The organism is Rhodoferax saidenbachensis (assembly GCF_031457975.1).
Classification (GTDB): domain Bacteria; phylum Pseudomonadota; class Gammaproteobacteria; order Burkholderiales; family Burkholderiaceae_C; genus Allorhodoferax; species Allorhodoferax saidenbachensis_A.
This window is the reverse complement of sequence record NZ_JAVDXO010000011.1, coordinates 35402-51672: the sequence shown is the minus strand read 5'-3', so window position 1 is coordinate 51672 and position 16271 is coordinate 35402. Positions and strand designations below refer to the sequence as shown.

The 16271-nt window shown below is 61.9% G+C and carries 14 protein-coding genes; 9 read left to right on the top strand and 5 right to left on the bottom strand.

Annotated features, from left to right (window positions below):
* Window position 1 precedes the first annotated feature (1 nt).
* The 3 genes from J2X15_RS18680 to J2X15_RS18670 all read left to right on the top strand — a co-directional run bounded on the left by J2X15_RS18680 (window position 2) and on the right by J2X15_RS18670 (window position 4970).
* Window positions 2–2050, top strand: a complete 2049-nt coding sequence (locus tag J2X15_RS18680) for an acetyl-CoA carboxylase biotin carboxylase subunit (RefSeq protein WP_310345775.1) — start codon at window positions 2–4, stop codon at window positions 2048–2050.
* The gene (locus J2X15_RS18675; RefSeq protein WP_310345772.1) at window positions 2047–2520 is read left to right on the top strand and encodes a VOC family protein; all 474 of its coding nucleotides are present in this window, start codon (window positions 2047–2049) and stop codon (window positions 2518–2520) included. Before J2X15_RS18680 ends, J2X15_RS18675 begins: the two co-directional genes overlap by 4 nt.
* Before the next feature lie 125 nt (window positions 2521–2645).
* Window positions 2646–4970 (top strand): methyl-accepting chemotaxis protein, encoded by a 2325-nt coding sequence (locus J2X15_RS18670; protein WP_310345769.1) that lies wholly within the window; start codon window positions 2646–2648, stop codon window positions 4968–4970.
* Here the strand turns inward: J2X15_RS18670 and rsxB are convergent.
* The 5 genes from rsxB to J2X15_RS18645 form a co-directional block, all read right to left on the bottom strand.
* Complete coding sequence (gene rsxB / locus J2X15_RS18665; protein WP_310345767.1) at window positions 4967–5650, bottom strand: electron transport complex subunit RsxB; 684 nt, start codon at window positions 5648–5650, stop codon at window positions 4967–4969. The genes J2X15_RS18670 and rsxB overlap by 4 nt on opposite strands.
* Window positions 5647–7071 carry a polyhydroxyalkanoate depolymerase gene (locus tag J2X15_RS18660; protein WP_310345764.1) on the bottom strand — a complete coding sequence of 475 codons (1425 nt, stop codon included), beginning with the start codon at window positions 7069–7071 and terminating at the stop codon, window positions 5647–5649. Before J2X15_RS18660 ends, rsxB begins: the two co-directional genes overlap by 4 nt.
* A gap of 45 nt (window positions 7072–7116) precedes the next feature.
* Complete coding sequence (locus J2X15_RS18655; RefSeq protein WP_310345762.1) at window positions 7117–8445, bottom strand: phospholipase C/P1 nuclease family protein; 1329 nt, start codon at window positions 8443–8445, stop codon at window positions 7117–7119.
* 76 nt (window positions 8446–8521) lie between these two features.
* Complete coding sequence (locus J2X15_RS18650; protein WP_310345759.1) at window positions 8522–9730, bottom strand: amino acid aminotransferase; 1209 nt, start codon at window positions 9728–9730, stop codon at window positions 8522–8524.
* A gap of 105 nt (window positions 9731–9835) precedes the next feature.
* Window positions 9836–10879 carry an NAD(P)H-dependent flavin oxidoreductase gene (locus J2X15_RS18645; protein ID WP_310345757.1) on the bottom strand — a complete coding sequence of 348 codons (1044 nt, stop codon included), beginning with the start codon at window positions 10877–10879 and terminating at the stop codon, window positions 9836–9838.
* 66 nt (window positions 10880–10945) lie between these two features.
* Between J2X15_RS18645 and uvrB the strand changes: the two genes are divergently transcribed.
* The 6 genes from uvrB (at window position 10946) to hscB (ending at window position 16267) form a co-directional block, all read left to right on the top strand.
* Window positions 10946–13060, top strand: a complete 2115-nt coding sequence (gene uvrB / locus J2X15_RS18640; RefSeq protein WP_310345754.1) for an excinuclease ABC subunit UvrB — start codon at window positions 10946–10948, stop codon at window positions 13058–13060.
* Between the two features lie 112 nt (window positions 13061–13172).
* Window positions 13173–13709: a Fe-S cluster assembly transcriptional regulator IscR gene (iscR, locus tag J2X15_RS18635; RefSeq protein ID WP_310345751.1), complete on the top strand. Its 537-nt coding sequence runs from the start codon at window positions 13173–13175 to the stop codon at window positions 13707–13709.
* 36 nt (window positions 13710–13745) lie between these two features.
* Window positions 13746–14966 (top strand): IscS subfamily cysteine desulfurase, encoded by a 1221-nt coding sequence (locus J2X15_RS18630; protein WP_310345748.1) that lies wholly within the window; start codon window positions 13746–13748, stop codon window positions 14964–14966.
* Between the two features lie 30 nt (window positions 14967–14996).
* Window positions 14997–15383, top strand: a complete 387-nt coding sequence (iscU, locus tag J2X15_RS18625; RefSeq protein ID WP_105259532.1) for a Fe-S cluster assembly scaffold IscU — start codon at window positions 14997–14999, stop codon at window positions 15381–15383.
* A 48-nt stretch (window positions 15384–15431) separates the two neighbouring features.
* Window positions 15432–15755 carry an iron-sulfur cluster assembly protein IscA gene (iscA, locus tag J2X15_RS18620; RefSeq protein WP_105259531.1) on the top strand — a complete coding sequence of 108 codons (324 nt, stop codon included), beginning with the start codon at window positions 15432–15434 and terminating at the stop codon, window positions 15753–15755.
* Window positions 15752–16267 (top strand): Fe-S protein assembly co-chaperone HscB, encoded by a 516-nt coding sequence (hscB, locus tag J2X15_RS18615; RefSeq protein ID WP_310345742.1) that lies wholly within the window; start codon window positions 15752–15754, stop codon window positions 16265–16267. The genes iscA and hscB overlap by 4 nt, the downstream gene beginning before the upstream one ends.
* Window positions 16268–16271: the final 4 nt, after the last annotated feature.

Sequence of the window (16271 nt, the reverse complement as noted above, 5' to 3'; positions counted from 1 at the left end):
AATGTTCACCAAAATCCTGATCGCCAACCGCGGCGAAATCGCCTGCCGCGTGATTGCGACTGCCCGCAAGATGGGTATCAAAACCGTGGCCGTGTATTCCGACGCCGACAAGGAAGCGCGCCACGTGGCGCTGGCCGACGAGGCCGTCCACATTGGCCCCGCACCCAGCCGCGAGAGCTATCTGCTGGGCGACAAAATCATTGCCGCCTGCAAACAAACCGGTGCACAAGCGGTGCACCCCGGCTATGGCTTTTTGAGTGAGAACGCTGAGTTCTCCAAACGCTGCGAAGAAGAGGGCATTGTTTTCATTGGCCCGAAGCACTATTCGATTGGCGCCATGGGCGACAAGATCGAATCCAAGAAGCTGGCGGGCAAGGCGGGGGTGAACTGCATCCCCGGCGTCAACGACGCGATTGAAACCGCCGAGAAAGCCGTGGAGATTGCCGAGGGCATTGGCTACCCGGTGATGATCAAAGCATCGGCTGGCGGCGGTGGCAAGGGGCTGCGCGTGGCCTTCAACGACAAGGAAGCGCTGGAAGGTTTTACCTCCTGCCGCAACGAAGCGCGCAACAGCTTTGGCGATGACCGGGTGTTTATCGAGAAGTTTGTGGAAGAGCCACGCCACATCGAAATCCAGTTGATTGGCGACAGCCATGGCAATGTGATTTACCTGAACGAGCGTGAATGCTCGATCCAGCGCCGCCACCAGAAGGTCATTGAAGAGGCGCCAAGCCCCTTCATCAGCGATGCAACCCGCAAGGCGATGGGCGAGCAAGCCGTGGCACTGGCCAAGGCCGTGAAATACCAGAGTGCAGGCACGGTGGAGTTTGTGGTCGGCAAGGACCAGAGCTTCTACTTTTTGGAAATGAACACCCGCCTGCAGGTGGAGCACCCGGTGACCGAAGTCATCACCGGGCTGGACCTGGTGGAGCTGATGATTCGCGTTGCTGCCGGAGAAAAGCTGCCGCTGGAACAACAAGATGTGCAGCGCAATGGCTGGGCCATCGAGTGCCGTATCAACGCCGAAGACCCGTTCCGCAACTTTTTGCCATCCACCGGTCGCCTGGTGCGCTTTGCGCCCCCAGAGCAGACCATGTGGCAGGGCAACACAGACCACCTGTTGGGCGTGCGCGTGGACACCGGCGTGCAGGATGGTGGCGAGATTCCGATGTTTTACGACTCGATGATCGCCAAGCTCATCGTGCACGGCAAGGACCGCCATGAAGCGATTGCCAAGATGCGCGAAGCCTTGAACGGCTTTGTGATCCGCGGCATCAGCAGCAACATCCCGTTCCAGGCGGCGCTGTTGGCGCACCCCAAGTTTGTGGCGGGCGATTTCAACACCGGCTTTATTGCCGAGAACTACGGCAAGGGCTTCCATGCTGAGGACGTGCCGCATGATGACGCGAATTTTCTGGTGGCGCTGGCCGCCTTTGTGCGCCGCAAGTCGCGCGAGCGCGCCACCGGCCTGACGGGCCAGCTGCCGGGCTATGCGGTGAATGCGGGCAAGGACTATGTGGTGGTCACCCTGGCCGCCGACGGCCAGAACGCTTACACCGCGGTGCATGTGGACGAGTTTGAAGGCGAAACCGGCTCTGCCCGGGTGCTGGTGGGGGGAAATAGCTATGTGATTCGCAGCAAATCGCGCCTGAACGACATCGCCATCAACGGCACGGTGAATGGCAAGCCGTTCATTGCGCAGATTGAACGTGGCACACCCAAGAACCCGTTGGCCCTGCGTGTGCAGCATGACGGCACCCGCATCGACGTGCTGGTGATCTCGCCACGCATGGCGGAGCTGCACAAGATGATGCCGCACAAAGCACCACCCGACATGAGCCGCTACGTGCTCTCGCCCATGCCAGGCCTGCTGGTGGATGTGGCCGTGGTGCCCGGCCAGAAGGTGCAGGCGGGTGAACGCGTGGCCGTGATCGAAGCGATGAAGATGGAGAACGTGCTGTTTGCCGCGGCCGACGGCGTGGTGGGCAAGGTGCTGGCCGCCAAGGGCGAGAGCCTGAGCGTGGACCAGGCGATTGTGGAGTTTGTATGAGCCAGAACACGAGGCCCTTTAAGGTGCTGGGCATCCAGCAAATCGCCATTGGCGGCCCCGACAAAAAACGCCTGCAAACGCTGTGGGTGGAGATGCTGGGCCTGGAAGTCACCGGCACGTTCAAGAGCGAAAAAGAGAACGTGGACGAGGACATCTGCGCCATGGGCACCGGCCCCTACAAGGTGGAGGTGGACCTGATGCAACCGCTGGACCCCGACAAAAAGCCAGCTGTGCACACCACGCCGCTGAACCACGTGGGCCTGTGGATTGACGACCTGCCGCGCGCCGTGGAGTGGTTGACTGCCAAGGGCGTGCGCTTTGCGCCAGGTGGTATCCGCAAAGGCGCTGCGGGCTTCGATATCTGCTTTTTGCACCCCAAAAGCAATGACGAGTTCCCGATTGCAGGGGAGGGGGTGTTGATTGAATTGGTGCAGGCGCCGCCGGACGTTGTGGCCGCCTTGACCGACTGAAGGCCGTTTCGGCAGGCATTTGGCCTGGTTTCTTGCTGGTTTCTGAGGATTTACGCCGCTTTCGGTAGGTTTACAGTCAGCTTGCGGTGGTTGAATCAGGGAATGCGGTTCAGGAGACAAAATAAATGAAGCTGGGTAAGGTTTTTTCGGCAGGCATGTGGGTGATGCGCAATATGCGCTTTGGTACCAAGCTGGGGGCGCTCTCGGCTGTCTTGCTGCTGCCCATGCTCTTGATCGTCTGGCAGCTCCTTGCGCGCGAGGTCGGCGACATGGAGATTGCCCGCGCCGAACTGGAAGGTATTGTGGTGGTGGACGGCACCAGTGAGCTGGTTCGTCAGATACAAATCCACCGCGGTCAGTCCAACATGGTGTTGGCGGGCAATACCGGTGTTCAGGCCGGGCGCGAGAAGACCCGCGAAGCCTTGCGCGCCGCGCGCGACAGCCTGGACAAAAAGCTGGGCGCCATCACCACCTTTGATGCCCCCACCGCATGGCCCGAGTTGCGCAGTCGCATTGACGGCCTGGTGCCCGCGCTGGAGGGCAAGGGTGCTCCCGAGAGCTTTGCCATACACACCGCCCTGATTGAAGACCTGGGGCGCTTTGTCTACGGCGTGGCCGACAGCTCCAGCCTGCTGTACGACCCCGATCCGCTGACCTATTTGCTGATGGATACGGTGGTGTCGCGTGTGATCCCCTGGACCGAAAAGGTGGGACAACTGCGCGGCTTGGGGTCAGGGCTGCTGAGTCAGCCCACGCTGGATGAGGCGGGCGCTGCACGCGTGCGCGCGCAGGTGGACGCATTGGACGTTTGGGTGCGCGATGCCCAGTATTCGCAGGGCCTGATGGCCAAGTTCAACTACAAAGACCCCACTGCCACGCAGGCCCAGACGGCTACGACTGAATTTACGCGCGTGACGCGTGAGCGCTTTGCAGCTGGTGCGGCTCTGAGCGATTCGCAAACCTATTTTGCCGCTGGCACGCAGACGATTGGTGAGGTCGCCAAATTCCAGCGTTCGGCGATTACCGGCTTGCAGGAGCAGTTGCAGGCCCGGCTGGACGCTGTGACTCGCATGCTCTGGATGACGGCACTGGGCAGTGGTGTGGCTGTGCTGCTGGTGGTGTATTTCACGCTGGCGTTCAACATGAGCTTTGCGGCAGATTTGAAAGAAGTGCTGGAGTTCATGACGCAGACCGCCAACGGCAACCTGCGCCACAAGGCAAAGGTGTTGGGCAAGGACGAACTGTCCCAGATGGCAGTTGCCCTGCAGGCCATGGTGACCAATGTGTCAGTCATGGTGGCCAGTGTGCGCAGCAATGCGGCACTCGTGTCGCATGCGGGCGAGAGCCTGGTACGCGGCAACGAGGCGCTTTCGGGCCGCACCGAGCAGCAGGCCGCCAACCTGGAGCAAACTGCGGCCAGCGTGGAGGAGTTGTCGTCCACGGTGGATGGCAACGCCCAGGTAGCGCAACAGTCCGACAGCACCACCCAGCGCGTGCGTGAGACGGCCGAAGAGGGCGCGCGGGGCATGGTGCAGGCCATTGCCTCGGTGGAAGCCATCGAAGCCAGCACTAAGCGCATGGATGAAATCGTGGGTGTGATTGACGGCCTGGCCTTCCAGACCAACATCCTGGCGCTGAACGCCGCGGTGGAAGCCGCGCGGGCCGGTGAGTCGGGCCGTGGCTTTGCTGTGGTGGCCTCCGAGGTGCGCTCGCTGGCCGGGCGCTCGGCCGAATCGGCCAAGGAAATTCGCAAGCTCATCACCTCGTCCAGCGCGCAGGTGGCCACAGGCGTGGCGCAGATTCGTGCGGCGGGCGAGAACATCAACCGCATCGTGGAGGGCGTGCGCGGGGTGGCGGCCAATATGTCGCAGATATCGGCCTCCAGCGTCGAGCAGAGCTCCAGCCTGGCGGAAATCACGGCGGCGGTGCGCCAGCTGGACGAGATCACGCAGCAGAACGCGACCATGGTGGAGCGTGCGGTCGCGCAGTCCACCGACTTGCAGGTGCGCGCCTCTACGCTGTCCCAGGCGGTGGATGTGTTCAAGCTGCAGCAGGGTACGACGGACGAGGCGCATGAATTGGTGGACCGCGCCATTGCGCTGCGCCAGCGCAGCGGTTCGCGCGATGCGTTTGTGCGCCAAGTCACGCCCAAGGAAAGCGGCCTGTTCGACCGCGACATGTATGTCTTTGTGCTGGACGCCAAAGGCACCTACCTGGCCTTTGGTGGCAACCCTGCCAAGGTGGGCACGCGGGTGCAGGATGTGGCGGGTATCGATGGCGATGCATTGATCGCTTCCATCATCCGCCAAGCCAGCCAGGACCCCGGTTGGGTGGAGTACGAAATCACCAACCCCGCCACGGGCAAGGTGCAGACCAAGCTCTCGTATGTCCAGCAGGTGGACGACGTATATGTGGGCTGCGGGGTCTACAAAAACCTGGTGACGACCTAAGAGGGCTTGGGCGTCTGCTTGGCGCGGGCACGCGCCAGGGCCGCTTCAATGACCGCACGTTTTTTGTCCAGCACGGCCGGGTCGGTGTGCTGGGAATGGGCGGGCAGGTCCGCCAGTTTCATTTCAGCTTTGTCTTGCAGGCGCTGGGCCTGTTCGGCTTCTTCACGCGTGCGGCGGGTCTGGCTGGCGCTGTAGCGCGTACGGGCATGGTCGGCCAGGGGTTGCGACCAGGCGTTCCAGCCGGTTTGGGTGCCGCTCACGTTTTCCAGCAGGATGCAGTCCACCGGGCACACGGGCAGGCACAGTTCGCAGCCGGTGCAGTGTTGCTCTTGCACCGTGTGCATGCGCTTGTTGCTGCCAATGATGGCGTCGGTAGGGCAGGCGGCGATGCACAGCGTGCAGCCTATGCACCAGTTTTCGTCGATGAACACCACGCTGCGCGGGCCCTCGACGCCAAACGCGGGGTCCAGAGGAACGATGGGTTGGCCGGTGAGGGCGGCCAAGCGGCGGATGCCTTCGGCGCCGCCGGGCGGACATTGGTTGATACCCGCCTCACCCGCGGCCACAGCTTGGGCGTAGCCCGCGCAGTCGGGGTAGCCGCAGCGGGTGCACTGGGTCTGGGGCAGGGCATCCAGCAGGCGCTGCACCAGGGCTGGTGCAGCGGTGGTGCCGGCGGTCACTTGGTTTTGGTGCTGCGCTTGGCTGCTACCTTTTTAGGAGCTGCTGGCGCAGATTTGACGGGGGCTGCAGCCACTTTTTTAGCTGCAACGGGCTTGGCGGCGGGCTGGGTTGCTTCTGCAGGAGCCGGTGTGGCAGCAGGGGATGCCTTCGCCACCGGTAGGGGGTGTGCCTTGATAAAAGCCTTGACCTGCGGGTACACATGCTCGCGCCAGCGGCGGCCCGAGAAAATGCCGTAGTGGCCAGCGCCCTTGGCCTCAAAGTGGCGCTGCTGGCTCTTGGGCACGCCGCTGCAGATGTCGTGCACGGCCTCGGTCTGGCCGGCGCCGGAGATGTCATCCAGCTCGCCTTCCACTGACATCAGGGCGGTAGTCTTGATGTCGGCGGGTTTCACGCGCTCCAGCTTGCCCTGAGGGTTTTTCACATCCCAGGTGCCGTTGACCAGGCTGAATTCCTGGAACACCACCTTGATGGTCTCCAGGTAGTAGTCGGCGTCCATGTCCAGCACGGCGTTGTACTCGTCGTAGAACTTGCGGTGGGCTTCGGTGCTGGCGTCGTCACCCTTGATCAGATCCTTGAAGTAGTCGTAGTGGCTCTTGGCGTGGTGGTCGGGATTCATGGCCACAAAGCCGCTGTGCTGCAGGAAGCCAGGGTAAACGCGGCGCCCGGAGCCCGGAAAATTGGTGGGCACGCGGTAGATCACGTTGTTCTCGAACCAGCTGTGGCTCTTGTTCATGGCCAGGTTGTTCACCGCGGTAGGCGACTTGCGGGCGTCGATGGGGCCGCCCATCATGGTCATGGTCAGCGGCGTGGTTTCGCCCCGGCTGGCCATCAGCGACACGGCTGCCAATACGGGCACGGTGGGCTGGCACACGCTCATCACATGGCAGTTGCCGTACTTGCCCTGCACGTGGCGGATGAACTCCTGCACGTAGTTCACATAGTCGTCCAGGTGGAAGGTGCCGTCTGCCAGCGGCACCAGACGGGCGTTTTTCCAGTCGGTGATGTAGACCTTGTGGTCCTTCAGCATGGTTTTGACAGTGTCGCGCAGCAGCGTGGCGTAGTGGCCCGACAGGGGCGCCACGATCAGCACCACGGGCTGGCCCTTGATCTTGTCCAGGGTCTTGGTGTCGTCGGTGAAGCGCTTGAAGCGGCGCAGCTCGCAAAACGGCTTGGTGACTTCCACGCGCTCGTGGATGGCCACGTCCACGCCGTCCACATCAATGGTGCGCAGGCCGAATTCTGGCTTTTCGTAGTCCTTGCCCAGGCGGTGCATCAGGTCGTAGCCGGCCGACAGGCGCTGTGCAAAGGGGTTTTGTCCAACGACGGACAGCGGGTTGCTGTAGAGCTTGGCCGCTGCCAGAGCCAGGTCAGAAAACGGCTCCATCAGGGAGCGTTGGGTTTCGTAGAGCTGGTACAGCATGGGGAGACCTCTTAAATGTTGCAGTGCAATATAACAGTAATTGCTTTAATACAGGTTGCCGGATTTGACAATAGCCCGTAAGGCGTTGCGGCTGTGCGCACCAAAATTACCCATCCATTCCGCCAGCAGCGCCTGCAGCCGGGCCCGCTTGGCGGGTTCGTTGCGCAGGGTGTCTTCCAGAAGAGCCAGGGTGCGCTCGGGTGATTGCAAATCGACTTGCGGGTCAGACACCCATTCTGGCGGAAGAGAGGCTAGCAAGACAGCCTGGGCCCGATTGCCGGCCGCGGCCGACTGGGCGGCCACCACGTCGCGTACGTAGCGGTCGTTCCATTCCGGGTAGTTGCGGTCCTTGTCACTGGCCTGCAGGGCCTTGTCGGCCGATTCGAGCCACTCGGCCTGCACCAGGTCTAGCGCCACGCGGCGGTTGCCAATCAGGCGGATCTGCTCGTTGCGCAGGCGCGGCAGGCCCATGCGGGCCAAGGCGTAGAAGCCCAGCAGCTTGGTCGTAGATTCGCCGGGCGCCAGGCTGGCGTGGTAGGGCTGGGTCAGGGCCTGCACATAGTGCAGCGCCAGGCCGGCGAAGCGCCAACCCCAGTAGTCGTGCCCCGTGCGAAACGCCAGCGATGCCAGGCTGGAGTACTGGTAGAAGCGCGACAGCACCAGCGAGCGCTTGGCCCAGGGCGCCACGCCCAGCAGCATGCGGTCCTCAAAGAAGAAGCCCCTATTGAAGGGCGCTTGAGAGTCGGCCACCAGGGCAGGGTTGCCAAAGGGCTGCGGTCCCAGCCCGTACTGGCGGCCCCAGGGGCCGGGGCTGTCTTCCCACAGAAAAGCGTCCAGGCCGTAGTCCGGTTCGTCGGTGGCGGTGGCCACCACGGTAAGCGCGCTCACCAGCTCGCCGGGGCGCAGGGGTAAAAACTGCCGCGTGCTGGCCTGGGGCAGGCTGCTGGCGGGCAAGGGGCTGATGTCGGTCCAGGCCAGCAGGCCGCTGGTGATCGGAGCGTCCTGGGCGTCCGGCTGCACATACAGCGCCCATTTGCTATTGGGGGCAACGCGCAAAGCGGTCAAAAAGGCTTGGCGCCGGGTTTCTTCATTGCGAGTCGGGTTGGCCACAAAGGCCAGTGCTTCCGGGCGCGCTGGGTAGTTTTCCAACGAGGCCATGGCCCAGGCCTCGTGGCTGGCCAGCAGGGCCTCCAGGGTTTTTTCTTCGGCCCTGAGGAATGCATCCAGCGGCTCGGCGCTGACCCGGGGGGCGTGGGCCACCTCGGGCATCTTCTCCAATGCCCGGTAGCTAGCCTGTGCGTGGTTGGCCCCCGCACAGGCCTGTCCCACGGACAGCCCCCACCACACCACCAAAGCCAGGCCACGCATAGTCAAAGTGAGATCTTTGCTATGGTTTCAGGAGCTGCTGGCGCATATTGCACGGGGGCTAGCAGCTGTTTTTGTCATCAAGTTAGATGACCTTGGCAATCGCCTGGCAGACGTAGTCGATGTTTTTGCTGTTCAGCGCGGCCACGCACATGCGGCCGGTGTCGGTGCCGTAGACACCAAACTCGCTGCGCAGGCGCACCATCTGGTCCTTGGAGAGGCCGGAGTAGCTGAACATGCCGATCTGGGTGGTGATGAAGGACATGTCCTGCTTCACACCGGCGGCCTTCAGGCCGTCGACCAGCTTCTGGCGCATGGCCTTGATGCGCACGCGCATTTCGCCCAGCTCTTTTTCCCACAGGGCGCGCAGCTCGGGGTTGTTCAGTACAGCAGCCACGACGGCACCGCCGTGGGTAGGTGGGTTGGAGTAGTTGGTGCGGATGACGATCTTGAGCTGGCTCAACACGCGACCGGCTTCTTCCTTGTCCTTGCACAGCACGGACAAGCCACCAACGCGTTCGCCGTACAGGCTGAAGCTCTTGGAGAACGAGGTGGACACAAAGAAGTTCAGGCCGGCGGCGACGAACTTGGCGATCACAGCGCCGTCTTCAGAGATACCGTAGCCAAAGCCTTGGTAGGCCATGTCCAGGAAAGGCGTGAGGTTCTTGGCCTTCACCACCGCAATCACCTGGTCCCATTGCTCGGGGGTGATGTCGTAGCCGGTGGGGTTGTGGCAGCAGGCGTGCAGCACGACCACGGTACCTGCGGCCGCAGCGTTCAGGCTGGCCAGGTAACCTTCAAAGTTCACGCCACCCTTGCCACCGTTGGCTGCTGCGTCAAAGTACGCATAGGTGCCCACTTCAAAGCCGGCATTGGTGAACAGTGCGCGGTGGTTTTCCCAGCTGGGGTCGGAGATCAGCACCTTGGCGGTGGGGTTGAGCTTCTTCAGGAAGTCAGCGCCAATCTTCAGGCCGCCGGTGCCGCCAATGGCCTGCACCGTGGCCACGCGGCCAGAGGTAACGGGTTCGCTGTCGACACCGAACACAAGGCCTTTGACGGCGTTGTCGTAGGCCACGATGCCGTCGATGGGCAGGTAGCCGCGGGCGGTGGGCTTGTCCATCATGGTTTTTTCGGCGGCTTGCACGCACTGCAGCAGGGGCAGCTTGCCGTTGTCGTCGAAATACACGCCTACGCCCAAGTTCACCTTATTGGGGTTGGTGTCAGCGTTGAATTGTTCGTTCAGACCCAGGATGGGGTCGCGGGGGGCCATTTCGACGGCAGAGAAAAGAGACATGGAAAAGTCCTGTGATTGGAATGTCGGGGGGTTACCCGCTCCGCGGCCTGCGATGCGGGTAACCCCTATTTTACCGGGCACCGCGCTGGTGCCTTTTCTGGGTGCTTAACGCGCAAGGCCCTGTGCCAGTGCACGCGTCACCTCGGTAGCAGGCACATTTCGGCATTGCGAGGCGTTTTGTCCGCTCCACAGCGGAGAAAAATCTGTGCTGCCTTGGCTCTCGGCGCGCGCGCGCAGCGGGGCAATGGCGCTGGTGGCCAGCGGAAAGGCGGGGGCGGCCGGGCTCAGTGGGCCCAGCTCGCGCATCAGCCGATTCATGATGCCGCGCGCCGGACGACCGGTGAACAGGGTGGTGAGTGCGGTGTGGCGCGCTGCGGGGCTTTGCAGGGCCGCGCGGTGCAGGGCGGAAGTGGTGGACTCCGGGCAGCACATATAGGCCGTGCCAATCTGCACGGCCGACGCTCCCAGCGCCATGGCTGCGGCCACGCCGGCCGCATCGGCAATGCCACCGGCGGCAATCACCGGTACCTGCACGGCCTGCACAATTTGCGGCAGCAGCGCCATGGTGCCCACTTGGGTGCTCAGGTCATCCCCGAGGAAGATGCCACGGTGGCCCCCTGCCTCAAGCCCTTGGGCAATGATGGCATCTACGCCCTGGGCTTGCAGCCACAGGGCTTCCTCCACCGTGGTGGCGTTCCCCAGCACGACACTGCCCCATGACTTGACGCGCGCCAGCAACTGTGGGGACGGCAGACCAAAATGGAAACTCACCACGGGGGGCTTGAACGCTTCCACCACATCGGCCACTTGGTCGCTGAAGGGCGCGCGGCCTGGGCCGGGGACGATGTCAGCCAATGAGAGCCCCAGTTCTTTATAGAAAGGCTGCAGGGTTTGTTGCCAGGCCGCGTCCCGGGTCGGGTCGGGTGCCGGGGGCGTATGGCAAAAGAAGTTGACGTTATAAGGCTTGTCGGTCAGCGCAGTCAGCTGCGTGAGTTCGGTACGCAGTGCGTCCAGACTCAGCATGGCGGCGGGAATCGAGCCCAGGCCGCCTGCCTTGCACACCGCGGCGGCGAGTGCATGGCCTTGCACGCCCGCCATGGGGGCCTGAATCAGGGGGAGGGCGGTGCCCAAGAATGAAGGGTTTGGCATAGTGGGTTCCTGCAGATTCGCGGTCTAGTCTACAGTTCTACCTTTGCCCCTTTTGAGCACGCCGCCATGTCCTCCAGCCAGCCCACCCCCGCAGTGACCGACGACGCCGAACAGGTGCGAACCGGCACGTTTGTGCGCTACCCGGACTCCCCCTACGAGCTGTACCAGCCCTACCCTCCGGCAGGTGACCAGCCTGAGGCGATTGACCAGCTGGTGGAGGGGGTAACAGACGGCGAAGTGTTCCAGACCCTGCTGGGCGTGACCGGCTCGGGCAAGACCTTCACCATGGCCAATGTGATTGCCCGCCTGGGCCGCCCGGCCATTGTGTTTGCACCCAACAAAACGCTGGCCGCGCAGCTGTACAGCGAGTTCCGCGAGTTTTTCCCCAAGAACGCCGTGGAGTATTTCGTCAGCTACTACGACTACTACCAGCCCGAGGCCTATGTGCCGCAGCGCGACCTGTTCATCGAGAAGGACAGTGCGATCAACGAGCACATCGAGCAGATGCGCCTGAGCTGCACAAAGAGCCTGCTGGAGCGGCGCGACGTGGTGATCGTGGCCACGGTGTCGGCCATTTACGGTATCGGCAAGCCCGAGAGCTACCACCAGATGGTGATGACGCTGCGCACAGGCGACAAGCTGGGCCAGCGGGACATGATTGCCCAGCTGGTGCGTATGCAGTACCAGCGCAACGACATGGATTTCAGCCGCGGTGCCTTCCGCGTGCGCGGTGACACCATCGACATCTTCCCCGCCGAGCACAGCGAGATGGCGATCCGCGTGGAGCTGTTTGACGACGAGATCGAGAGCCTGCAGCTGTTTGACCCGCTGACCGGGCGCATCCGCCAGAAGATCCCGCGTTTTACGGTCTACCCCAGCAGCCACTATGTAACGCCGCGCGAACAGGTGCTGATGGCCGTGGAGACCATCAAGACCGAGTTGTCGGACCGACTGAAAGAGTTTGTCAGCATGGGCAAACTGGTGGAAGCCCAGCGCCTGGAGCAGCGCACGCGCTTTGACCTGGAAATGCTGAGCGAAGTGGGGCACTGCAAGGGCATCGAGAACTACTCGCGCCACTTGAGCGGTACTGAGCCGGGCGAGCCACCGTCCACGCTGACCGACTACTTGCCCAAGGATGCGGTGATGTTTCTGGACGAAAGCCATGTGCTGATCGGCCAGTTTGGCGGCATGTACAACGGTGACCGGGCGCGCAAGACCACGCTGGTGGAGTACGGCTTTCGCCTGCCCAGCGCGCTGGACAACCGGCCACTGAAGTTCGAAGAATTCGAGACCAAGATGCGCCAGGCCATCTTCGTGTCCGCCACGCCCGCGCAGTGGGAGAAAGACCATGCGGGCAAGGTGGTGGAGCAGTTGGTGCGGCCCACCGGCTTGGTGGACCCGGAGGTGGAGGTGCGCCCTGCGACTAGCCAGGTAGACGACGTGCTGCAGGAAATTCGCATCCGCGTGGAGAAAAACGAGCGCGTGTTGATCACTACGCTGACCAAGCGCATGGCCGAGCAGTTGACCGATTACCTGACCGACAACGGCGTGAAGGTGCGCTACCTGCACAGCGACGTGGACACCGTGGAACGCGTGGAGATCCTGCGCGATCTGCGCCTGGGCACTTTCGATGTGCTGGTCGGCATCAACCTGCTCCGCGAGGGGCTGGACATTCCCGAGGTGTCGCTGGTGGCGATTCTGGACGCGGACAAGGAAGGCTTTTTGCGCTCTGAGCGCTCCCTGATCCAGACCATTGGCCGGGCCGCGCGCAACTTAGAGGGGCGCGCCATCCTGTATGCCGACAAGATCACCGATTCGATGGAGCGCGCGATTGGCGAGACCGAGCGGCGGCGGAAGAAGCAGATTGCCCATAATCTGGAGAGGGGTATTACCCCGCGCGCCATCGTCAAAAAGGTGCGCGACCTGATCGACGGTGTTTACAGCGAGAAGGCGGGCAAGGAAGCCGATCGCCTGGAGCGAGACGCCCAGCAGCGCGCCCAGGTGGAAGACATGAGTGAGAAGGACATTTCCCGCGAAATCAAGCGCCTGGAGAAGCTGATGATGGAACACGCCCGCAATCTGGAGTTTGAAAAGGCTGCGCGGGTGCGGGACCAACTGGGCATCCTGAAGCAGCAGGCCTTCGGTGCGCCGGGCTCCGACAACGTGGTGAACCTTGGCTGAACGGTGGGCATCCCCAACCCTACGGGTTTCCCCTTTATTACTTGAGCAAACCTCGGGGCTTTTTGGTATACTTGACTGCGTTAGTCAACCAACCTGACTCAAGGAGCTTGCCATGCGTCTCACTACCAAAGGCCGTTTTGCGGTCACCGCCATGATCGATCTGGGTCTGCGTCAGAGCTCTGGCCCGGTGACTTTGGCGGCCATTAGCCAGCGCCAGCAAATTTCCCTGTCCTATCTGGAGCAGTTGTTTGGCAAGCTGCGCCGCCATGAACTGGTGGAATCCACCCGCGGCCCCGGTGGCGGCTACACCCTGGCCCGCAAGGCCAGCGAAATTACCGTGGCCGACATCATCGTGTCGGTGGATGAACCCATTGATGCGACGCAGTGTGCCGGCAAGGAAAACTGCTTGGGTGAAGGCAACCGCTGCATGACCCATGACCTGTGGGCCTCCCTGAACACCCGCATGGTGGAGTTTTTGGACTCCGTGAGCCTGCAAAAACTCGTGGACGACCAACTGGCCAAGGGCCTGCAGATCGAAGACAAGCCCAGCGTGAAGCGTGCCATTTCCGCCATGCCCGTGGTCAAGCCCATTCGCGTGAATGCGCCCAACTCGGTCTTTGCCTTGGGCAACGCGTTCTCCAAATCCTGATTTCCGTTTTACTTTTTAGCCAGCATCGAGCCAGCCATGGACACCACTCCCCACTTCCCCATCTACATGGACTACAGCGCCACCAACCCCTGCGACGAGCGGGTGGTGGATGCCATGGTTCCCTGGTTGCGCAACCACTTTGGCAACCCCGCATCGCGCAGCCATGCCTGGGGCTGGGAAGCCGAAGCCGCAGTTGAAAAAGCACGTGAGCAAGTTGCCGCACTGATCCACGCCGACCCCCGTGAAATCGTCTGGACCTCGGGTGCGACCGAGTCCAACAACCTGGCCTTGAAGGGTGCTGCCCAGTTCTACAAGAGCAAGGGCAAACACATCATCACCGTCAAGACCGAGCACAAGGCTGTGCTGGACACTTGCCGCGAACTGGAGCGCCAGGGCTTTGACGTGACCTACCTGGACGTGCAGGAAGATGGTCTGGTGAATCTGGATGCCTTCAAGGCCGCCATCCGCCCCGACACCATCCTGGCCAGCGTGATGTTCGTCAATAACGAAATCGGTGTGATCCAGGACATCGCTGCCATTGGTGCCATTTGCCGTGAAAAGGGTGTGATCTTCCATGTGGATGCTGCGCAGGCCACCGGCCGTGTGGACATCGACATGGCAACACTGCCGGTCGATTTGATGAGCCTGACCTCGCACAAGACCTATGGCCCCAAGGGCATCGGCGCGCTGTTTGTGCGCCGCAAGCCACGCATCCGCCTGGAGGCACAAATGCACGGTGGTGGCCATGAGCGCGGAATGCGCAGCGGCACCTTACCCACGCACCAGATCGTCGGCATGGGCGAGGCGTACCGCATTGCCAAAGAAGAAATGCACGCTGAGAACGTCCGTATCCAGGCCCTGCATGACCGCATGTTGAATGGCCTGAAGGACATTGAGCAGGTGTTCATCAACGGCCACGAGTCCAAGCGCGTGCCCCACAACCTGAACATGAGCTTCAACTATGTGGAAGGCGAGTCGCTGATCATGGGCATCAAGGGTCTGGCGGTATCTTCAGGTTCTGCCTGTACCTCCGCGTCCCTGGAACCCAGCTATGTGCTGCGCGCCCTGGGCCGCAGCGACGAACTGGCGCACAGCAGCCTGCGCATGACGATTGGCCGCTGGACCACCGAGGCTGACATCGACTACGCCGTGGACACTATCAAGAAAAACGTGGCCAAGCTGCGTGACTTGAGTCCGCTCTGGGACATGTACCAGGAAGGCATCGATATCAGCACCATCCAGTGGGCTGCGCACTAAAAGTTATTGAAGAGTTAAGAGGTAATCCAAATGGCATATTCAGACAAAGTCGTTGATCACTACGAAAACCCCCGCAACGTGGGCAGCTTTGAAAAAGGCGATGACAGCGTTGGTACCGGCATGGTGGGCGCGCCCGCCTGCGGCGACGTGATGAAACTGCAGATCAAGGTCAATCCACTGACTGGCGTGATTGAAGATGCACGCTTCAAGACCTATGGCTGTGGCTCGGCCATTGCCTCCAGCTCGCTGGTGACCGAATGGGTCAAGGGCAAGACACTGGATGAGGCGGCGGCGCTCAAGAACAGCCAGATCGCCGAAGAACTGGCCTTGCCGCCGGTAAAAATTCACTGCTCCATCCTGGCCGAAGATGCCATCAAGGCCGCTGTGGATGACTACAAGAAAAAACACCTCAACTAATAGGTTTGCGGGACAGATCTTTAGCTCTGTCCCCAACTGATTGAAAACATGACAGTTTCTCTGACCGAGGCCGCCGCACGGCACGTGACCCGCTACTTGACCAAGCGCGGCAAAGGGGTGGGCGTGCGTCTGGGCGTCAAAACTACGGGTTGCTCTGGTTTGGCGTACCAACTGGAGTACGTGGATGAGTTGTCGCCCGAGGACATTGTGTTTGAAGGCTTTGGTGTGAAGGTGCTGGTGGACCCTAAAAGTCTGGCCTACATCGACGGTACGCAACTGGACTTTGTGCGTGAAGGGTTGAACGAAGGCTTTCGCTTCAACAACCCCAATGAGCGCGACAAGTGTGGCTGCGGTGAATCTTTCCGCGTGTGAACCTGCAGGCCGATGATTTCGAACTGTTTGGTCTGACCCGGCAGTTCGCGCAAGACCGCGCCGCGCTCGACGCCCGCTGGAAGGCGCTGCAGCGTGAAGCCCATCCTGACAAGTTTGCCGCCCAGGGAGCCGCTGCGCAGCGCGTGGCTATGCAATGGTCGGTGCGTATCAACGAGGCCTACCAGCGCCTCAAAGAACCGCTGAAACGTGCGGCGTACTTGTGTGAGTTGGGTGGTGCACCTGTGAACGCCCATAGCAACACGGCCATGCCGGCCGCTTTTCTGATGCAGCAGATGGAGTGGCGCGAGGCGCTGGACGATGCGAATGCGGTGCCCGCGCTGGAGGCTTTGCAGGCCGAGGTGGACGCCTCGCGTGCGCAATTGCTGCAACAATGTGCATCCCTGCTGGACGAACAACACGATGCCGTCGCGGCAGTCGGCCCCGTGCGGGCCCTGATGTTCATTGAGAAATTCACCCAAGATCTAAACCAGCGCTTTGACCAGTTTGAATAATTAC